Genomic DNA, 17039 nt, shown 5'->3' with positions numbered 1-17039 from the left:
GGAAACGTCATGAAGCACAACAAGGTCGGCTCCGTGATGACCACGGACGTCGTCCGCGCCGAGTACGGCACCCCGTTCAAGGAGGTGGCACGGCTGCTCGGCGAGCACCGCATCAGCGGACTGCCGGTGGTCGACGAGGACGAGAAGGTCATCGGTGTCATCTCCGAGACGGATCTCATGGTCCGGCAGGCAGAGACGGCGGACCCGTTCGAGCCGAAGAAGCGCCACTGGCCCGCCTCGGTGACCCGTGTGGCCCGGCAGCGGGCCGCGAAGGCCACGGCCCGCACCGCCGGCCAGCTGATGACCGAGCCGCCCGTCACGGTGGACGCCGACAACACCATCGTCGAGGCGGCCCGCACCATGGCGCAGCACCGCATCGAGCGGCTGCCGGTCCTCGACGAGGAGCACCGGCTCGTCGGCATCGTCACCCGCCGCGACCTGCTCCAGGTCTTCCTGCGGCCCGACGCGGAGATCCGCGCGGAGATCGTCGACGAGGTGCTGGTGCGCGCGCTGTGGCTGCCGCCGCGCAGCATCGACGTCCACGTGGTGGAGGGCGTGGTCACGCTCTCCGGGCACATGGAACGCAAGAGCGAGACGGAGATCGCCGTCTCCATGACCCGTCAGATCGACGGTGTGGTCGCGGTCGTCGACAAGCTCTCCTACCGGCTGGACGACGCGCACCTCAAGGCCGACGAGCAGGCCCTCCACGGGATCGCCGACGACTGGCTGCGCAAACTGTGAGGTGAAAGGAGGCGGACCGCCATGCTGAGCGGCGTGCTGGTCGCCTACGGGACGACGAACGGATCGACCGCGCAGATCGCCGAGGCCGTGGCCGAGGTCCTGCGCAAGGAGGGACTCACGGCCGCGGCGCTTCCGGCCGGGGCCGTCGTGGACCTGACGGGGTACGACGCCGTGGTGGTCGGCGGCGGGCTGTACGCCGGACGCTGGCACAAGGACGCCCGCCGGTTCGTGCGCCGGCACCGCCGCGCACTGGCCGAACGCCCCCTGTGGTTCTTCAGCAGCGGCCCGCTGGATGCCTCGGCGTCGGAGCGGGACATCCCGCCCGTGCCGGGTGTGCGCCGCGCGATGACCCGGCTGGACGCCAGGGGACACATCACCTTCGGAGGCTGTCTGCAGGAGGGTGCCAAGGGCCGTATCGCCAAGATGATCGTGCGCAACGGAAAGGGCGGGGACTTCCGCAACTTCCCCGAGATCGAGTCATGGGCGGCGCGTGTCGCCGGCGAACTGGTGGCGGAACGGGCGAAGAACTGAACAACGCGAGCAGCGCGGATCGCGGTGCGGGCAGCTGAGGGGCCACAGCCTCGTGGCGCGCGGCCAGCGGGAGCCGCCGCGCGCCATCAGGTCAAGCGTCCCGGACTCTTGACTCGGAAGGTGCCCGCGCCGATCCTCGTCCCATGTCTTGCGCTGGTCATGACAACCCCAGTGGGTTGATCGACCGCGCCATCCCGCCGACCGAGGGACGTGGGCCGTGACGCCGACTCGACGCCCGTACCGCAGCCGCAAGCACGTCACCGTGGTGTCTCTGCTTCTCTTTCTCCTGGCCCTGGTCCTCGGCCCCACGCCGAGCTCGGCGGCCGGAAGCGACTGGTGGATCCCGACCTCGCCCCCGGCCCCGGACGCCCAGATCGACGTCACCGGAGAGCCGTTCACCGGCACCGACTCGGCCGGCGAGGTGCGCGGGTTCGTCGACGCGCACAACCACCTGTTCTCGAACGAGGCCTTCGGGGGCCGACTGATCTGCGGCAAGGTCTTCTCCGAGGCAGGGGTCGCCGACGCGCTCAAGGACTGTCCCGAGCACTACCCCGACGGCAGCCTCGCGATCTTCGACTACATCACCCACGGCGGCGACGGCAGGCACGATCCCGTCGGCTGGCCGACGTTCAAGGACTGGCCCGCATACAACTCGATGACCCATCAGGCGAACTACTACGCCTGGCTGGAGCGGGCCTGGCGCGGCGGACAGCGGGTTCTCGTCAACGACCTCGTCACCAACGGCATGATCTGCTCGGTCTACCCCTTCAAGGACCGCAGCTGCGACGAGATGACCTCCATCCGGCTGCAGGCCAAGCTGACGTACCAACTGCAGGACTACATCGACAAGATGTACGGCGGCCCCGGCAAGGGCTGGTTCCGCATCGTCACCGACAGCGCACAGGCCCGAGAGGTGATCAAGCAGGGCAAGCTGGCCGTCGTCCTGGGCGTGGAGACCTCCGAGCCGTTCGGCTGCAAGCAGGTCCTCGACATCCCGCAGTGCAGCAAGGCCGACATCGACAAGGGGCTGGACGAGCTCTACGCCCTCGGTGTGCGCTCCATGTTCCTGTGCCACAAGTTCGACAACGCGCTGTGCGGCGTCCGCTTCGACTCGGGCACCCTCGGCACCGCCATCGACGTCGGCCAGTTCCTCTCCACCGGCACCTTCTGGCAGACCGAGAAGTGCACCGGCCCGGAGCACGACAACCCCATCGGTACCGCCTCGTCCGCGGCGGAGAAGGACCTGCCGGCGGGCGTGCACCTCCCCTCGTACGACTCGGACGCCCAGTGCAACAAACGCGGCCTCACCGACCTCGGTGCATACGCCGTGCGCGGCATGATGAAACGCAAGATGATGCTGGAGATCGACCACATGGGCGTCAAGGCCGTCGGCCAGGCCCTGGACATCCTGGAATCCGAGTCCTACCCCGGCGTGATCTCCTCGCACAGCTGGATGGACCTGAACTGGACTGAACGGGTCTACTCCCTCGGCGGCTTCGTCGCCCAGTACATGCACGGCTCCCAGGGGTTCGTCGCGGAGGCCGACCGCACCAAGGCGCTGCGCGACAAGTACCACGTGGGCTACGGCTACGGCACCGACTTCAACGGCATCGGCGACCACCCCGCCCCGCGCGGCGCGGACGCCCCCAACAAGGTCACTTACCCCTTCAAGAGCGCCGACGGCGGCTCCGTCATCGACAGACAGACCACCGGTCAGCGCACCTTCGACTTCAACACGGACGGCGCCGCCCACGTCGGCATGATCCCCGACTGGATCGAGGACATCCGGCTCGTCGGAGGCCAGGGCGTGGTGAACGACCTGATGCGGGGCGCCGAGTCCTACCTCCACACCTGGGGGGCGACCGAGCAGCACCAGGCATCGGTCGACCTCGCCAAGGGCGCGACGGCCACGGCCAGTTCGTCCGAGTGGAACCCGTTCACCAGCTACCAGCCGGGCCGGGCCGTCGACGGTGACGACGGCACGCGTTGGGCCAGCAACTGGAGCGACGACCAGTGGTGGCAGGTGGACCTGGGCGCAACCCACCTCGTCAGCCGGGTCACGCTGAACTGGGAGCGCGCGTACGGCAAGGCGTACCGCATCGAACTCTCCACCGACGGGAGCAACTGGCAGACCGTCTGGTCCACCACGTCCGGCGACGGCGGCCTGGACACCGCCCGTTTCACCGGCACACCGGCCCGCTACGTCCGTATCCACGGCCTCGGCCGCGGCACCGACTGGGGATACTCGCTCTACGAAGTGGGCGTCCACAGCGCCTGAGGCCCGTCACCACACCCGAGGACGCACATGGCACGCATGCCGTCGGCCGAGCGGCGCAGACAGCTGACGGAAGCGGCGATCAGGGCGATGGCCCGGGATGGCGTCGCCAAAACGACGACCCGGTCCATCGCCGCCGAGGCCGGCGTCTCCCTGAGCGTCTTCCACTACTGCTTCGACTCCAAGCAGGCCCTGGTCGAGGCCGTCATCACCGCCCTCACCGATCACTCGGTCACCGTGGTGAAGGAGGCCCTGCTGCCCAAGTCGACACTCGTGGAGACCGTCCGGGCCGGTTTCCAGGCGTACTGGGACCACGTCCGCACCCACCCCGACGAGCACATGCTCAGCTACGAACTCACCCAATACGCCCTGCGCGAGCCGGGTTTCGAGCACCTGGCCCGACGGCAGTACGAGCTGTACGGCGCCGCCTACATCGAGCTCATCGACGGGTTGCGCAGGACCATGGACCTTCAACTCGCCGTTCCCGAAACGGTGTTGGCCCGCTACCTCGCGGCCATGACCGACGGGCTGACCCTCAACTACCTCGTCCTCGGCGACGAATCGGCCTGGACCGACATCCTCGACACGGTCACCACCCACATCGCAGGCCTGGTCCACGACGACGGCCACCGGGCCTGACTCAGCAGATCCGGGGCAGCTGCTCGCCCAGCGGCATTTCCACGATGCGCCGGGCGCCGACCAGCGTGCGCACGGTGACCCGGCCCCGCGGCCCCTGCGGCAGCACCTCGCCGATCCGCACCGCCTGCGCCCCCTCCGGCAGCGACCGCAGGGCGGCCAGCGCCCCCTCTGCTACGCCGCCGTCGACGAAGGCGACCAGGCAGCCCTCGTTGGCGACGACCAGCGGGTCCAGGCCGAGCAGGTCGCAGGCGGAAGCCACCGTCCCGGGCACGGGCACGGCGCTCTCCTCGATCTCCACGGCGACGGACGAGTCCCGGGCGATCTCGTTGAGGGCGGCGGCCAGCCCGCCCCGGGTCGGGTCCCGCAGGACATGGACCGCGGCGCCCAGCGGCGCCAGGGTGCGCACCAGCCGGTGGAGCGGCCGGGTGTCCGAGGCGATGTCGCTCTCGAAGCCGAGCCGCTCGCGGGTGCTGAGCACGGTCGTGCCGTGCAGTCCGATGGGCCCGGACAGCAGCACCGCATCGCCCGGGCGGGCCAACGCCGCCGACGGGCACAGCAGTTCGTGCCGCTGCCCGACGCCGGTGGTGTTGATGAAGAGACGGTCGGCCGCACCACGGCCCACGACCTTGGTGTCCCCGGTGACCACGGGCACCCCGACGTCCTGCGCCGCCTTGCCCAACGAGGCCATCACGGACCGCAGTTCGGCCAGCGGCAGCCCCTCCTCGACGATGAGGGACACGGACAGCGCGAGCGGCCATGCGCCGCGCATCGCCAGGTCGTTGACCGTGCCGTGCACGGCGAGGGATCCGATGTCCCCGCCGGGGAAGAACAGCGGGCTCACCACGAAACTGTCGGTGCTCATCACCAGACCGGGATGGCCCGGCAGCAGCGCGGCATCCTCCAGCGGGCCCGTCCCGCCGCCCACGGCGGGCAGCACCAGCAGGTCCAGCAGCTCCGCGGTGAGGCGTCCGCCGGCGCCGTGGCCCAGCAGGACGACCTCGTCCTCGTGGTTGGGGGTGGGACATTGGATGCTCATGCCGTGCTCCTCGCAGGAGTGCGTCCCGCCGCGTGGAAGGCGGCGCAGGTGCCCTCGGACGACACCATCGGCGCGCCCAGGGGGTGGCGGGGTGTGCAACGGGTGCCGTACGCGGCGCAGTCGGTGGGCAGCTTCGCCCCGGTGAGGATGGCGCCCGCGATGCACTCAGCGTCCTCGACGGGACACAGCCCGCCCACGTCGAAGCGGCGGGCGGCATCGAACTGCCGGTACTCCTCGGCCAGTTCGAGCCCGCTGTCGGGCAGCGCCCCGATACCGCGCCAGGCCCGGTCGGTGACCCGGAAGGCCGTACGGACGGCGTCCTGCGCGTCGGTGTTGCCGGAGCGGCGCACGGCCCGTACGTACTGGTTCTCCACCTCGGCCCGGCCGTCCTCCAGCTGCCGTACGGCCATCAGGATGCCCTCCAGCAGGTCCAGCGGCTCGAAGCCGGTGACCACGATGGGCACCTTGTAGCGGGCGGCGATCGGCTCGTACTCGGTCCAGCCCATCACCGCGCACACATGCCCGGCCGCGAGGAAGGCCTGCACCTCGCAGTCGGGGTCGTCGAGCAGTGCCGTCATGGCGGGAGGCACCAGGACATGGCTGACCAGCATCGAGAAGTTCGTCAGGCCGAGACGGGCCGCGTGCAGCACCGCCATCGCATTGGCGGGCGCGGTCGTCTCGAAGCCGACCGCGAGGAAGACCACCTCCCGGTCGGGGTGGTCGGCGGCCAGGCGCACGGCGTCCATCGGGGCGTACACCACGCGCACGTCCGCGCCCCGCGCCCGCAGCGACAGCAGGTCGGTGTCCGTGCCGGGCACGCGCAGCATGTCGCCGAAGCTGGTGAGGATCACGCCGGGCCGGGCGGCGATCGCCATGGCCCGGTCCAGGGTCTCCAGCGGGGTCACGCAGACCGGGCAGCCGGGGCCGTGGATCATCCGCATTCCGGCGGGCAGCAGCTCGTCGATGCCCTGACGGACCAGGGTGTGGGTCTGCCCGCCGCACACCTCCATGATCCGCCAGGGTCGGGTGGCGGTCTGCCGCAGCTCGTCCAGCAGCCGCCGGGCGAGGACGGGATCGCGGTATTCGTCGAGGTATTTCATCGGCCCTCCGTGCGCGTCATCGATGCGTGAGATCGAGCCGGATGTCCACGACCCCCTCCACTGCCCGCACCGCCCTCGCCACCACGGGCACGAGCATCCGGTCGGGCAGGGAACCGCCCAGCGTGACCACTCCCTCGGTCACACTCACGGTCAGGGGAGTGGTGACCGGGAGCTGACCCAGCACGCTGCGCCGGATCTCCTGTTCGATCTCCTCGTCGTCTCGGAGGAAGACCTTCAGCAGATCGCTGCGGCTGACCACGCCCTGCAGCAGCCCGACCCCGTCCACGACCGGCAGCCGCTTGACATGCCGTCGGGCCATGATCCGGGCGGCCTCGGCCAGCGAGGAGTCGGCGTGCACGGTCACGGCCGGGGCGCTCATCAGCTCGCCCGCGGTCACCGCGCCGGCCTTCTTCCGGGCGGCCGGATCCCCCTCCTCGGTGTCCCTGAACTCCTCCTTGGCCATCAGATCCGCCTCGGAGACCACCCCCACGACCCGGCCCTCGCCCGCCAGCACCGGCAGCGCGCTGACCTTCCACTGGTCGAGCAGTTCGACGATCTCCTTGAAGGGCGCCTCACTGCCGACGGCGACGACGGTGTGCGTCATCACATCGCTCACGGTGTACGGAGATTCAGGCATCGCAGCCTCCCGAAATGTCTTCCATGGTGTCTGACGAGGTACGGACGACCGTCAGGTCGAGGAAGTGGGTGGAGCACGAGATGCACGGGTCGTGATTGCGGATCGCCCGCTCGCACAGAGCCGTCAACTCGGCGTCGTCCGGGTCGCGTTCGCCGATCGCCCGCTGGGCCAGCCGGCGCAGGTCGTCCTCGATCGCACCCTGGTTCTGTGCCGTCGGCGGCACCAGCAGGGCACTGGTCACGAGACCGTCGGCGTCGAGTTCGTAGCGGTGGTAGAGCAGCCCGCGGGGCGCCTCGGTGGCACCGTGGCCGACGCCCGCGAGTGCGGGCACGTCTGTGTACGGGCGTGCGGGCGGCTCGTAGGCGTCGATGATCCGCAGCGCCTCCGCGACCGCGTACACGCTCTCCACCGCCCGCACCAGGATCGACCGGAACGGATTGCGGCACACGGCGCCCTCGCGCGGATCGCCCAGCCCCGCCTCCACGGCCGCCTCCAGCGCGACCGGCGACAGCCGTGCCCCGCCGATCGCGAACCGGGCGAGGGAGCCGGTGAGATGCAGCCGCCCGTCGAGCCGCGAGTGCAGCGCGGTGGAGTGCTCCACATGGGTCTCGGTGACGTGCTCGGTGAACTCCCGCACCGGGAAGGAGGCGGTGCTGCCGTCCGCGCGCAGCACCGTCGGCGTACCGCCCTCGATGGCGTACGTGTCCGGGTCGGCCAGAGCCAGCAGATCGGCTTCCACGTGGCCGTCCGGGAACTCGAAGCCGGCCACCCAGCGCACGGTCTCCCACGCGTCGTCCAGGGCCTGCTTCAACTGCTCCCGCAGGGGCCGAAGTTCGGCACGTGTCGGCACCCGGTGAAAGCCGCCCAGCCGTACGTTGACGGGGTGTACGGCCCGTCCGCCCAGCAGCTCCATCAGGGAGTTGCCGGCCTTCTTCAGCCGCAGTCCCCGCTCGATCTCGGCGCGATGGGTGCGGGCCAGTTCGATCGCGCTCGCGCGGCCCAGGAAGTCCGGGGCGTGCAGCAGATAGATGTGCAGGACCTGGCTCTCGATCCACTCCCCGCAGTACAGCAGCCGGCGCAGATCCCGGATGACCGGGTCGACCGTCACCCCGCACGCGTCCTCGATCGCCGCGCACGCGCTCATCTGATACGCCACCGGGCATATCCCGCACACCCGCGCCGTGATGTCCGGCGGCTCGGTGTACGAACGCCCGCGCAGGAACGCCTCGAAGAAACGCGGCGGTTCGTAGATCTCCAGCCGTGCGTCGGTGACCGTCCCGTTGTGCACCTGCAGACGCAGGGCGCCCTCGCCCTCGACCCGGGACAGCGAGCCGACGTGCAGGACACGGGATCCGCGATGCGTCACTTGCTCAACTCCTCATCGAAAGCTGCGGTGTTCAAGGTGTGCAGGAAGCGTCCGACGGCGTCCTCGTCGAGGCCGTCGCGGCGCAGCAGCGGGATCAGCGCGGGCAGGTTCACCGACCCGGACGGGCCGAAGCAGCCGAAGCACCCGCGGTGGTAGGCAGGGCACAGGGCCCCGCATCCGGCGTGTGTGACCGGGCCGAGGCACGGCGTCCCGTGGGCGACCGTGACGCAGACCGTGCCGCGCCGCTTGCACTCGAAGCACACGCTGTGGTTCGGCACGTCCGGCTTGCGGCCGGCGAGGAACGCGGTGATCACCTCGATCAGCTGCCGGCGGTCGATCGGGCAGCCGCGCAGCTCGAAGTCGACGTCCACATGGGCCGATACGGGGGTGGAGGTGGCGAGCGTGGAGATGTACTCGGGGTGCGCGTAGACCGTGCGCCGGAACTCGTCCACGTCCGCGAAGTTCCTGAGCGCCTGGATGCCGCCTGCCGTGGCGCACGCCCCGATGGTCACCAGATGGCGCGAGGCGGCACGGATGGCCCGGATCCGCTCGGCGTCCGCGGCCGTGGTTACCGAGCCCTCCACCAGGGACAGGTCGTACGGGCCGGATGCCACCGCGCTGGAGGCCTCCAGGAAGTGCGAGATGTCCACCTCGCCCGCCAGCGCCAGGAGTTCGTCCTCGCAGTCCAGCAGGGTGAGCTGGCAGCCGTCGCAGGAGGCCAGCTTGAACACCGCCAGCGTGGGGGTGGTCTTCGTGGGGGCCATCTCACAACTCCCTTACGGAGAGCAGGGGTTCGGCGCATTCCCAGTCCACGACGGGGCCCGTCCGGCACAGCAGCAGCGGGCCGAGCTGGCAGTGCCCGCAGTGCCCGGTCGCGCAGCGCATGTTGCGCTCCAACGAGACACGGATACAGTCACGGCGCACACCGCGGTGGGCGAGTTCGCGTGCGGCCGCCCGGATCATCGGCTCGGGGCCGCAGACGAACGCCCAGGTGTCCTCCGGATCGAAGTGCGCCCGCCCCAGGAGCTGGGTGACCACGCCGACGTCTCCACGCCAGTCCGCATCGGGCTGGTCCACCGTCACGCCGGTGTACGCCGTGGCCCAGCTCTCCACCTCCTTGCGGGCGATCAGGTCGCCCGGGGTGCGTGCCCCGATCAGGACGTTGACGCGGCGGTACGCCGCCGGCTCGGCCAGCGCGCCCAGGATCAGCGGCCGCAGCGGGGCGTAGCCGATGCCGCCCGCCACGATCACCACGTCCCGGCCCCGTGCCCGCTCCAGTTCCCAACCGGTCCCGTAGGGCCCGCGAATGCCGAGGACGTCGCCGACCCGGGCCGCACACAGTCCGTCGGAGACCGCGCCCACCGAGCGGACGGTGTGCGCGAGGCCGCCGGTGGCCTGCACGGAACTCACGGAGACGGGGATCTCGCCGCGGCCGAAGGAGTGCACCATCGCGAACTGCCCCGGCCTGAAGTCGGGCAGCGCGGGACCGACCGGCTCGAAGCGGAGCGTCACCGTGTCCGCGGTCTCCGCCCGGCGGGCGACCACTCGGTGGGGCACCGGCACGGCGGTCATCGCTCGTCCTTCGTCTCGTAGATCCCGTACAGGTCGACCAGCCGGGCGCGGGCCGCGTTGAGCCGGTGGGCCAGCACCCGGCCGACCCAGTGCTCCACGGCACGCCCGAACTCAGGGTCGTCGAGGCACATCAGCCGGACGGCGACAGCATCGAACTCGTAGGCCTGCAAGGGGGTCACGGCCCCCGCGCCGAGCTGCCACACGAACGGCTCGTACAGCCAGGACCAGCCGAGCAGGTCGCCGATGCCGAGCGTTTCGACGACCGGCGGGCGGCGGCCGGGGACGTGCATGTCGAGGGCGGCCGTTCCGCTGCGGATGATCCAGAACCGGTCCGCGTGCCCGCCCTCCTCGAAGAGGCGGCTGCCCTGCGGGAAGGCGGCCTCGCGGCCGACGCGCAGCAGTCGCTCACGGTGCTCGGCGGGCAGGGCGTGGTTCATGCGCAGGGCCATCGAGGGGGGCATCAGGGCGACTCCGTTCCGCGTTCGGCGTCCAGTGCGGCCACTTCCTCCGTGATGTCGATGCCGGCCGGGCACCAGGCGATGCAGCGCCCGCAGCCGACACATCCGGACGTGCCGAACTGGTCGTGCCAGGTGGAGAGTTTGTGGGTGAGCCACTGCCGGTAGCGGCTGCGTGCCGAGGCGCGGACCGGGCCGCCGTGCAGATACGAGAAGTCCAGGTCGAAGCAGGAGTCCCAGCGCTGCCACCGCTCGGTGTGGTCACCGGTCAGGTCGGTGACCTCCTCGGTGGTGGTGCAGAAGCAGGTCGGGCAGACCATGGTGCAGTTGCCGCAGGTCAGACAGCGCGCGGCCACATCGTCCCAGCGCTTTGCGGCCAGGCTCGCGCCCATCAGCGCGCGCAGGTCGACCGGGGGCAGCGCGCGGCCCATCCGGTCGCGGGCCGCGTCCACCGAGGCACGGGCGGTGGCCTCCGTGACCAAATCGGCGCCGTGGTGCGGCACTTGCTCCAGCAGCCGGGCACCCTCGTCGCTGCCCACCCGCACCAGGAACCGGTGCCCGTCCTCGTCCACCACCTCGGTGAGCGCGAGATCGTAGCCGGGATCGGCCGCGGGCCCGCCACCGGTGGAGACACACAAGCAGGTCGCGCCCGGCTCGGTGCACTCGGCGGCGATCAGCAGCGCACTCCGGCGCCGCTTCCCGTAGCCGCCGTCCTCGTACCGCCCACCGGTCAGCACCCGGTCCTGGATGGCGATGGCCCGCAGGTCACAGGGCCGGACACCGAGAAAGGCGTACGACGGCACCTCGGGCTCGTGCGCGGTGAACGTCAGCTCCCCCTCCGCCGTCCGGTCGGCACTCCACAGCCGCTCCCGGGACGGATGCAGGAAGTTCTTCCAGGACTGAGGCCCCGCGCTGTGCGCGAAGGCGGCACCGTCCTCGCGGGCCACCAGCCGGTACCGCCCGGCTTCCAGCTCCACACCCCAGCCGTAAGGCAGCGCCTCCGCCGAGGCCAGCTCAGCCAGCACGATCGCTCCGTCACGGACGGTCGGCCCGACGACGGTCCGTCCCTCCGCCACCAGCACCGCGACCAGGGCACCGAGCCCGTCCCGATCGAGGACGCCCGGGGCTGCGCTCATGTCGCTCCTCCTCGTCACTCGCTCCACTTCCAGCTTCCGACCGAGCTGACCACCGGAGGCATGGGCCAACTGGCCCGCTGAACAAGCCGACCGGACCTGCAACGCCCCTGAAAGGGGCGCGGGGCTGTGTCGATATGCGGCTCCGCCGCGTGGGCGCGACCAACCCCCTGCGACCCGCGGATTCGACACGACCCGGACCACCCCGATTACGGAAGGGATTCGCCCAGTTCCCCTTCCACGGCTCCAGCCATGGCCCGCAGCACATCAAGCGTCCGCCCCGCCTCAACCTCATCGACCAAGGTGATCGCAAACCCGACATGCACGATCACGTACGACCCCACATCCGCCTCCGGCGTACAGCTGAGACAGACCTCGCGCCGAACCCCGCCAAAATCCACCGTCGCCATCCGCAGCCCCGCATCGTCGTGGATCTCCACAACCCGCCCCGGGATGCCCAGACACATACGCGTTCACCCCTCCCGGGCCAGCCGCGCCGCAGCGACCGCCGCCTGCCCGTAACTGATGCCGCCGTCCCCGACCGGAACCTGACCACCGACCAGCACCCGCAGCCCCTGCGCGTGCAGCCGCCGCTTCACCTCCGTCAGCAGCCGCCGGTTGACGAAGCAGCCGCCGCCGAGACACACCGTCCGCGGCGCACCCTCGGCCACGGCTCGGGCGACGAGCTCCGCGGTGACGATCGCGAGCGTCAGATGGAAGGCCGCGGCCAGCCGGGCCACCCGCTCCCCGTCCAGCTGCCGCCGCAGCAGATCGGCCAGCGTCGGTGCGGGGTCGTACACCCACAGGCCCTGCGCCCGGACCACCCGGTGGGCCAGCGCCGCGGCGTGCTCGGCGCCCGCCGCCGCTTCCAGCAGGACGGCCGCCTCGCCCTCGTAACCGGCCCGATCGCACAGCCCCACAAGCGCGGCGACCGTGTCGAAGAGCCGACCGGCACTCGACGCGCGCGGACAGTTCACGCCTCGCGCGACCATCGTGCGCACGGCGGCGACCTCGGCCGGATCGAGCCGCTCCGTGAAGGACCGGGTGAGCCACGGATACGGGCGCGGGGAGCCCAGCGTCTCGGCGCCGAACAGATGGCCAAGGGCCGTACGGGAGGGATGGCGTACCGCCGCGTCGCCGCCGGGCAGGGGCGCGGTCGCGAACCTGCCCACGCGACGGTAGCCGCTCAGATCGGCGACGAGGATCTCGCCGCCCCACAGGGTGCCGTCGTCGCCCAGCCCCAGACCGTCGTAGGCGACACCGAGGAAGCGCCCCTGCACCCCGTGCTCGGCCGCGCAGGCGGCCACGTGCGCGTGATGGTGTTGCACCGCGATCCGGCGCAGCGGCTGCGCCTCGGCCCACTGCGTGGACAGGTAGCCGGGGTGCAGGTCGTGGGCGAGGACGGCCGGTTCGATGCCGGTGAGCCGCTTGAGGTGCTCGTACGACGCCAGGAACGCGTCGTGCGCCGCCGGGTCGGCCAGGTCTCCCGTGTGCGGGCCGAGGTGGGCCCGCCCGTCGGCGGCCAGCGTGAAGGTGTGCTTGAGCTGGGCACCGGCCCCGGCGACCGGCTCGCGGACGGACAGCGGCAAGGGGGCGGGGGCGAGCCCGCGGGCCCGGCGCACCGTGATCCGGGTCCGGCCGGCGAACTGCACCACCGAGTCGTCGTAGCGGGACCGGATCGGCCGATCGTGGGTGAGGAAGCCGTCCGCGACACCGGTCAGCGCGCGCCGGGCCTCGGCGTCGTCGACGGCGATCGGCTCGTCGCTGAGGTTGCCGCTGGTGACCACGAGCGGGCGGGCCAGCTCGTCGAGGAGGAGATGGTGCAGGCCGGTGGTGGGCAGGAACAGGCCGACGCGGGTGAGGCCGGGGTACACCTCGTGGGCCAGCGGGTCGGAGCCGTGCCACCGGCGCCGGGCGAGCAGCACCACAGGCCGCTCCTGGGAGGTCAGGGCCTGCCGCTCCGTGGCGCCGATCCGCGCCAGCCGGACGGCCGTGTCGAGGTCGCGGACCATCACGGCGAACGGTTTCGCCGGACGGTGCTTGCGGCGCCGCAGCTCCGACACGGCCGCCGGATCGCCCGCGTCGCACACGAGCTGGTAGCCGCCGAGACCCTTCAGTGCGACGATCCCGCCCGCTTCGACGGCCTTGACAGCCGCCCGCAGCGCCTCCTCGCCGCGCAGCTCCTCCCAGGCCAACTGCGGCCCGCAGGCCGGGCAGGCGACGGGTTCGGCGTGGAAGCGCCGGTCGGCCGGATCGGCGTACTCGCGGGCGCACCGGCCGCACAGCGGGAAGCGGCGCATGGTGGTGCGGATCCGGTCGTAGGGAAGGTCCTCGATGATCGTGGCGCGTGGCCCGCAGTCCGTGCAGTTGATGAACGGGTAGCGGTGGCGGCGGTTGCGGGGGTCGTGCAGCTCGGCCAGGCAGGCGTCGCAGATCGCCGCGTCGGGCGGGATCTCGCGCGGCGCCGTGTCCACACCGGCGGGCGAGCTGTGCCGCACCTGGAAACCAGGGCCGTACGCCGGCCGGGGTGCGCCGCCGGTCAGCCGGACGCGGCGCACCCGGGCGAGAGCCGGTGCGTCCGTGCGCAGCCGGGCGGCGAACTCGTCGATCGTGCGGGGCGGCCCGGTGACCTCGCCCTCCACATGCCCGTTGACATTGGCCACCCAGCCGTCCAGACCGAGCGCGGACGCGGTGCGGTACACGAACGGGCGGAAGCCGACGCCCTGGACGATCCCCTCCACATGGAAGCGCCGCACGGTCATACCGGCCTCCCTGCGGTGGTCTGGGGGTGCTGGGCGATCTCGGACTCGACGGCTCGGACGAGTGGTTGCACGGTTGCTTCGACGGTGGGGGAGAGGCCGGTGCCGAGCGTGCTCTCGGCGCCCTCCACGGCGTACACGACGGGGTCGTCGGGCCATACGGTCATGCTGGCCTCCCTGCGGTGGTCTGCGGGTGCCGGGCGATCTCGGACTCGACGGCTCGGACGAGTGGTTGCACGGCTGCTTCGACGGTGGGGGAGAGGCAGGTGCCGAGCGTGCTCTCGGCGCCCTCCACGGCGTACACCACGAGGTGGTCGGGCAACACGCCCAGTGCCCGGGCGAGTTCGACGGCCTCGCCCAGGCCGAGGCCGTGCGAGCTGGTCGTCGGCGGCTGCGCCAGGTGCCCGGCGTCCAGTTCGAGACGGTGCACCCGGCCGGGGGTGCCAGGGTGCGCGTGGGCGGCGTCCACGACCACCGCGAGGCCCGCGCCCTCCCACAGCCCGATCAGCCGCCCGGGGTCGCCGTCGCAGGTGGCGAGCACGGTGCCCGGCGGCAGCGGCCGCCGCGCGGCGCGCTCGCGCAGCCTGGCGAGCACGGCCCAGCCCACGCCGTCGTCGCGCCGGAACTCGTTGCCGACGCCGATGACGGCGATCCGTGTCCGCGTCCTCATGGTCCTCACGGTGCGCCAACGTCACCCGGCCCCACAGGGGCCGAACGACCCAACCGCCGGGGCCGACCCTCCCCGGATCACGAGGGAACGACGGCGACGGGCACCGGCAGTGCTCGAGTAGCTCCCGGAGCGTGGACCCGGGCACGGAATGCCCTCCGATCAGGCCCGGTTCGGCGTCTTCCGAGGCAACGGCCCAGCCGTCGGGCCGATCCTCCCGGGATCACGCCGGGACGACGGCGACCGGGCACCGGCAGTGTTCCAGCAGCTCCCGGAGCGTGGCACCCGGCGCGGAACGCCGTCCGACCACCACCAGTTCGGCGCCTTCCGAGGCGTGGACGAGGGCTTCTACCGGGGTGAACAGCACGACGTCCTCCAGGACGTCGACGTCCGGGTACTTCCTGCGCCACGGCCGCAGCGCGTCGGACAGCAGCTGCACCTCCTGGTCCTCCCAGGTGGCCCGGTCCTCCTCCAGGACGGCGAAGGGCGCAGCGGCGGCGGATGCGGGCAGCTTCCAGGCGTACACGGCATGCAGCCGTGCACCGCGCAGCCGGGCCGCCTCGAAGGCGAAGTCGAGCGCGCCGCCGACCGGGGCCCGGACGTCGACGCCCACGGTCACACCGGCGGACGGCCGCGGGGGACCCTGGCCGGCGAGCGGGCCGGGGACCAGCACCACCGGCCCCGCGGACCCCTCGGCCAGAGCCGCGGCGGTGGAGCCCACCGCGATCCTCGCGCTGCCGCCCTCGCCGCGCAGGCCGAGCACGAGCAGCTCCGCCTGCCCGCCCATGGCACGCAGGACCGGGGCCGGCATCCCGGTGTGGCTCTCGCCCTGCGCCCGCAACGCCGGGTGTCGCTCGACGAGTTCGGCCACCACATGGTCCGCCACGGCCGCCGGACGGTACGGCCACTGCTCCACCGGGTCCAAGGGGGCGGGCGGTACTACGTGCACCACCCGCAGCGGCAGTCCGCGCAGCAGCGCCTCGCGGGTGGCCCAGTCGGCCGCGGCCCGGCTGCGTGCCGACCGGTCGACCCCGGCGATGATCACTCGTTGCATGGCGTGCCGCCTTCCGGACCGTGTCCCTCCACGTTGGCCGCCCGCCCCCGGCGTGCGCAGGGGCCGAACGGACCCAGTCGGAGCCCTGGCGGCCCATACCCGCCGGTAGGCCCCGGGACGAAGCTGGTGGCGAGGAGCAGACCGAGCGCAGGAGGTGCGCACCATGCTTCCGCCCGTCATCGCCGGAGTCGACGGTTCCGCCGAGAGTCTCGCCGCCGCCGAGTGGGCCGCCCGCGAGGCCGTACGTCGCGACCGCCCGCTGCGGCTCGTGCACGCCTGGAACTGGCACCCCCGTCAGGAGCACGGCGAGATCGCCACAGCCGCCCAGCGGCACCTTGCACAGCGGTCCCTGCGTCAGGCGGAGGACCGCATCCGCCGTACCTGCCCTGCCGTCAAGCTCGACTACGAGCAGGTCGAGGGTCCCGCGACCACCGCCCTGCTGAAGGCGGCCGAGCAGGCCGACCTGTTGGTGCTCGGCTCGCGCGGGCTCAGCGGCTTCACGGGGTTCCTGGTCGGTTCGGTCGCGCTGGGCGTGGTGGCGCGGGCGGCCCGGCCGGTCGTCCTCGTCCGGGCCGGCGAGGAGGCCGCCGACGAGCATCTGCCGGACCGCGACGGCGGCGCCTCCACCCGCACCGGCTACCGGGACGTCGTCCTCGGCATCGACCTCGCCGACCCCTGCGACGAGGTGATCGAGTTCGCCTTCGAGGAGGCCCGGCTGCGCCGCGCCCGCCTGAAGGTCGTGCACGCCTGGCAGCAGCCCTCACCGATCGGGCTCGGCGCCGGGGACATCGGCCTGGTGGACCGTCCGGACCGGGCCCGGGAATGGCTCGGCTTCCTGACCGCCGTCCTTCAGGTGTGGCGCGAGAAGTACCCCGAGGTCGAGGTCGCCGAGACCGTGACCGAGGGCCGCCCGCCGTCCGTGCTGGTGCGGGCCGCCTCCGGGGCGAGCCTGCTCGTCGTCGGCCGCCGCCTGACCGAGCGGCCCACCGTCCCGCGCACCGGCCCCGTCGCCCACGCCGCCATCCACCACGTCGGCTGCCCCGTGGCCGTCGTACCCCACGACTGACATCCCCA

At 72.1% G+C, this 17039-nt stretch carries 18 protein-coding genes; 5 read left to right on the top strand and 13 right to left on the bottom strand.

Features of this window, described 5'->3' with window-relative positions:
* The first annotated feature begins 9 nt into the window (after window positions 1-9).
* From P2Q00_RS05015 to P2Q00_RS05000, 4 genes are all read left to right on the top strand, one after another.
* Entirely contained in the window at window positions 10-741 is a 732-nt protein-coding gene (locus P2Q00_RS05015; protein ID WP_275769955.1) for a CBS domain-containing protein, read from the top strand.
* Between the two features lie 21 nt (window positions 742-762).
* Window positions 763-1272, top strand: a complete 510-nt coding sequence (locus P2Q00_RS05010; RefSeq protein ID WP_275769954.1) for a flavodoxin domain-containing protein — start codon at window positions 763-765, stop codon at window positions 1270-1272.
* A 217-nt stretch (window positions 1273-1489) separates the two neighbouring features.
* On the top strand, window positions 1490-3550 hold the full coding sequence (locus tag P2Q00_RS05005) for a galactose-binding domain-containing protein (protein WP_275769952.1): 2061 nt from the start codon (window positions 1490-1492) through the stop codon (window positions 3548-3550).
* 27 nt (window positions 3551-3577) lie between these two features.
* Window positions 3578-4186, top strand: a complete 609-nt coding sequence (locus P2Q00_RS05000) for a TetR/AcrR family transcriptional regulator (RefSeq protein ID WP_275769950.1) — start codon at window positions 3578-3580, stop codon at window positions 4184-4186.
* A 1-nt stretch (window position 4187) separates the two neighbouring features.
* Here the strand turns inward: P2Q00_RS05000 and hypE are convergent, their stop codons facing one another.
* The 13 genes from hypE to P2Q00_RS04935 all read right to left on the bottom strand — a co-directional run bounded on the left by hypE (window position 4188) and on the right by P2Q00_RS04935 (window position 15965).
* Window positions 4188-5222, bottom strand: coding sequence for a hydrogenase expression/formation protein HypE (gene hypE, locus P2Q00_RS04995; protein ID WP_275769948.1), 1035 nt, complete (start codon window positions 5220-5222; stop codon window positions 4188-4190).
* The gene (hypD, locus tag P2Q00_RS04990) at window positions 5219-6322 is read right to left on the bottom strand and encodes a hydrogenase formation protein HypD (protein ID WP_275769946.1); all 1104 of its coding nucleotides are present in this window, start codon (window positions 6320-6322) and stop codon (window positions 5219-5221) included. The genes hypE and hypD overlap by 4 nt, the downstream gene beginning before the upstream one ends.
* Window positions 6323-6338: 16 nt before the next feature.
* Window positions 6339-6959 (bottom strand): CBS domain-containing protein, encoded by a 621-nt coding sequence (locus tag P2Q00_RS04985; RefSeq protein ID WP_275769944.1) that lies wholly within the window; start codon window positions 6957-6959, stop codon window positions 6339-6341.
* Window positions 6952-8325, bottom strand: a complete 1374-nt coding sequence (locus P2Q00_RS04980; RefSeq protein ID WP_275769942.1) for a Ni/Fe hydrogenase subunit alpha — start codon at window positions 8323-8325, stop codon at window positions 6952-6954. Before P2Q00_RS04980 ends, P2Q00_RS04985 begins: the two co-directional genes overlap by 8 nt.
* Entirely contained in the window at window positions 8322-9089 is a 768-nt protein-coding gene (locus tag P2Q00_RS04975; protein WP_275769940.1) for an NADH-quinone oxidoreductase subunit B family protein, read from the bottom strand. The genes P2Q00_RS04980 and P2Q00_RS04975 overlap by 4 nt, the downstream gene beginning before the upstream one ends.
* A gap of 1 nt (window position 9090) precedes the next feature.
* Window positions 9091-9897: an FAD/NAD(P)-binding protein gene (locus P2Q00_RS04970; RefSeq protein ID WP_275769938.1), complete on the bottom strand. Its 807-nt coding sequence runs from the start codon at window positions 9895-9897 to the stop codon at window positions 9091-9093.
* Window positions 9894-10358 (bottom strand): Crp/Fnr family transcriptional regulator, encoded by a 465-nt coding sequence (locus tag P2Q00_RS04965; protein WP_275769936.1) that lies wholly within the window; start codon window positions 10356-10358, stop codon window positions 9894-9896. Before P2Q00_RS04965 ends, P2Q00_RS04970 begins: the two co-directional genes overlap by 4 nt.
* Window positions 10358-11488 carry a 4Fe-4S dicluster domain-containing protein gene (locus P2Q00_RS04960; RefSeq protein ID WP_275769934.1) on the bottom strand — a complete coding sequence of 377 codons (1131 nt, stop codon included), beginning with the start codon at window positions 11486-11488 and terminating at the stop codon, window positions 10358-10360. The genes P2Q00_RS04965 and P2Q00_RS04960 overlap by 1 nt, the downstream gene beginning before the upstream one ends.
* A 206-nt stretch (window positions 11489-11694) precedes the next feature.
* Window positions 11695-11952, bottom strand: coding sequence for a HypC/HybG/HupF family hydrogenase formation chaperone (locus tag P2Q00_RS04955; protein WP_275769932.1), 258 nt, complete (start codon window positions 11950-11952; stop codon window positions 11695-11697).
* A gap of 6 nt (window positions 11953-11958) precedes the next feature.
* Complete coding sequence (hypF, locus tag P2Q00_RS04950; RefSeq protein ID WP_275769930.1) at window positions 11959-14247, bottom strand: carbamoyltransferase HypF; 2289 nt, start codon at window positions 14245-14247, stop codon at window positions 11959-11961.
* Window positions 14244-14411, bottom strand: a complete 168-nt coding sequence (locus P2Q00_RS04945; RefSeq protein ID WP_275769928.1) for a hypothetical protein — start codon at window positions 14409-14411, stop codon at window positions 14244-14246. Before P2Q00_RS04945 ends, hypF begins: the two co-directional genes overlap by 4 nt.
* Window positions 14408-14914, bottom strand: coding sequence for a hydrogenase maturation protease (locus tag P2Q00_RS04940; protein ID WP_275769926.1), 507 nt, complete (start codon window positions 14912-14914; stop codon window positions 14408-14410). The genes P2Q00_RS04945 and P2Q00_RS04940 overlap by 4 nt, the downstream gene beginning before the upstream one ends.
* Before the next feature lie 220 nt (window positions 14915-15134).
* Window positions 15135-15965 carry a universal stress protein gene (locus tag P2Q00_RS04935; RefSeq protein ID WP_275769925.1) on the bottom strand — a complete coding sequence of 277 codons (831 nt, stop codon included), beginning with the start codon at window positions 15963-15965 and terminating at the stop codon, window positions 15135-15137.
* 163 nt (window positions 15966-16128) lie between these two features.
* Here P2Q00_RS04935 and P2Q00_RS04930 point away from each other — a divergent pair, with 163 nt between their 5' ends.
* A complete protein-coding gene (locus P2Q00_RS04930) occupies window positions 16129-17031 on the top strand; it encodes a universal stress protein (RefSeq protein WP_275769924.1) in 903 nt (300 codons plus the stop codon).
* Window positions 17032-17039 lie beyond the last annotated feature (8 nt).

Origin of the sequence: Streptomyces coacervatus (assembly GCF_029223485.1) — a bacterium.
GTDB classification, from domain to species: Bacteria; Actinomycetota; Actinomycetes; order Streptomycetales; family Streptomycetaceae; genus Streptomyces; species Streptomyces coacervatus.
Note: the sequence above shows the minus strand (reverse complement) of the source record. Positions and strands in the feature narration are given on the sequence as shown.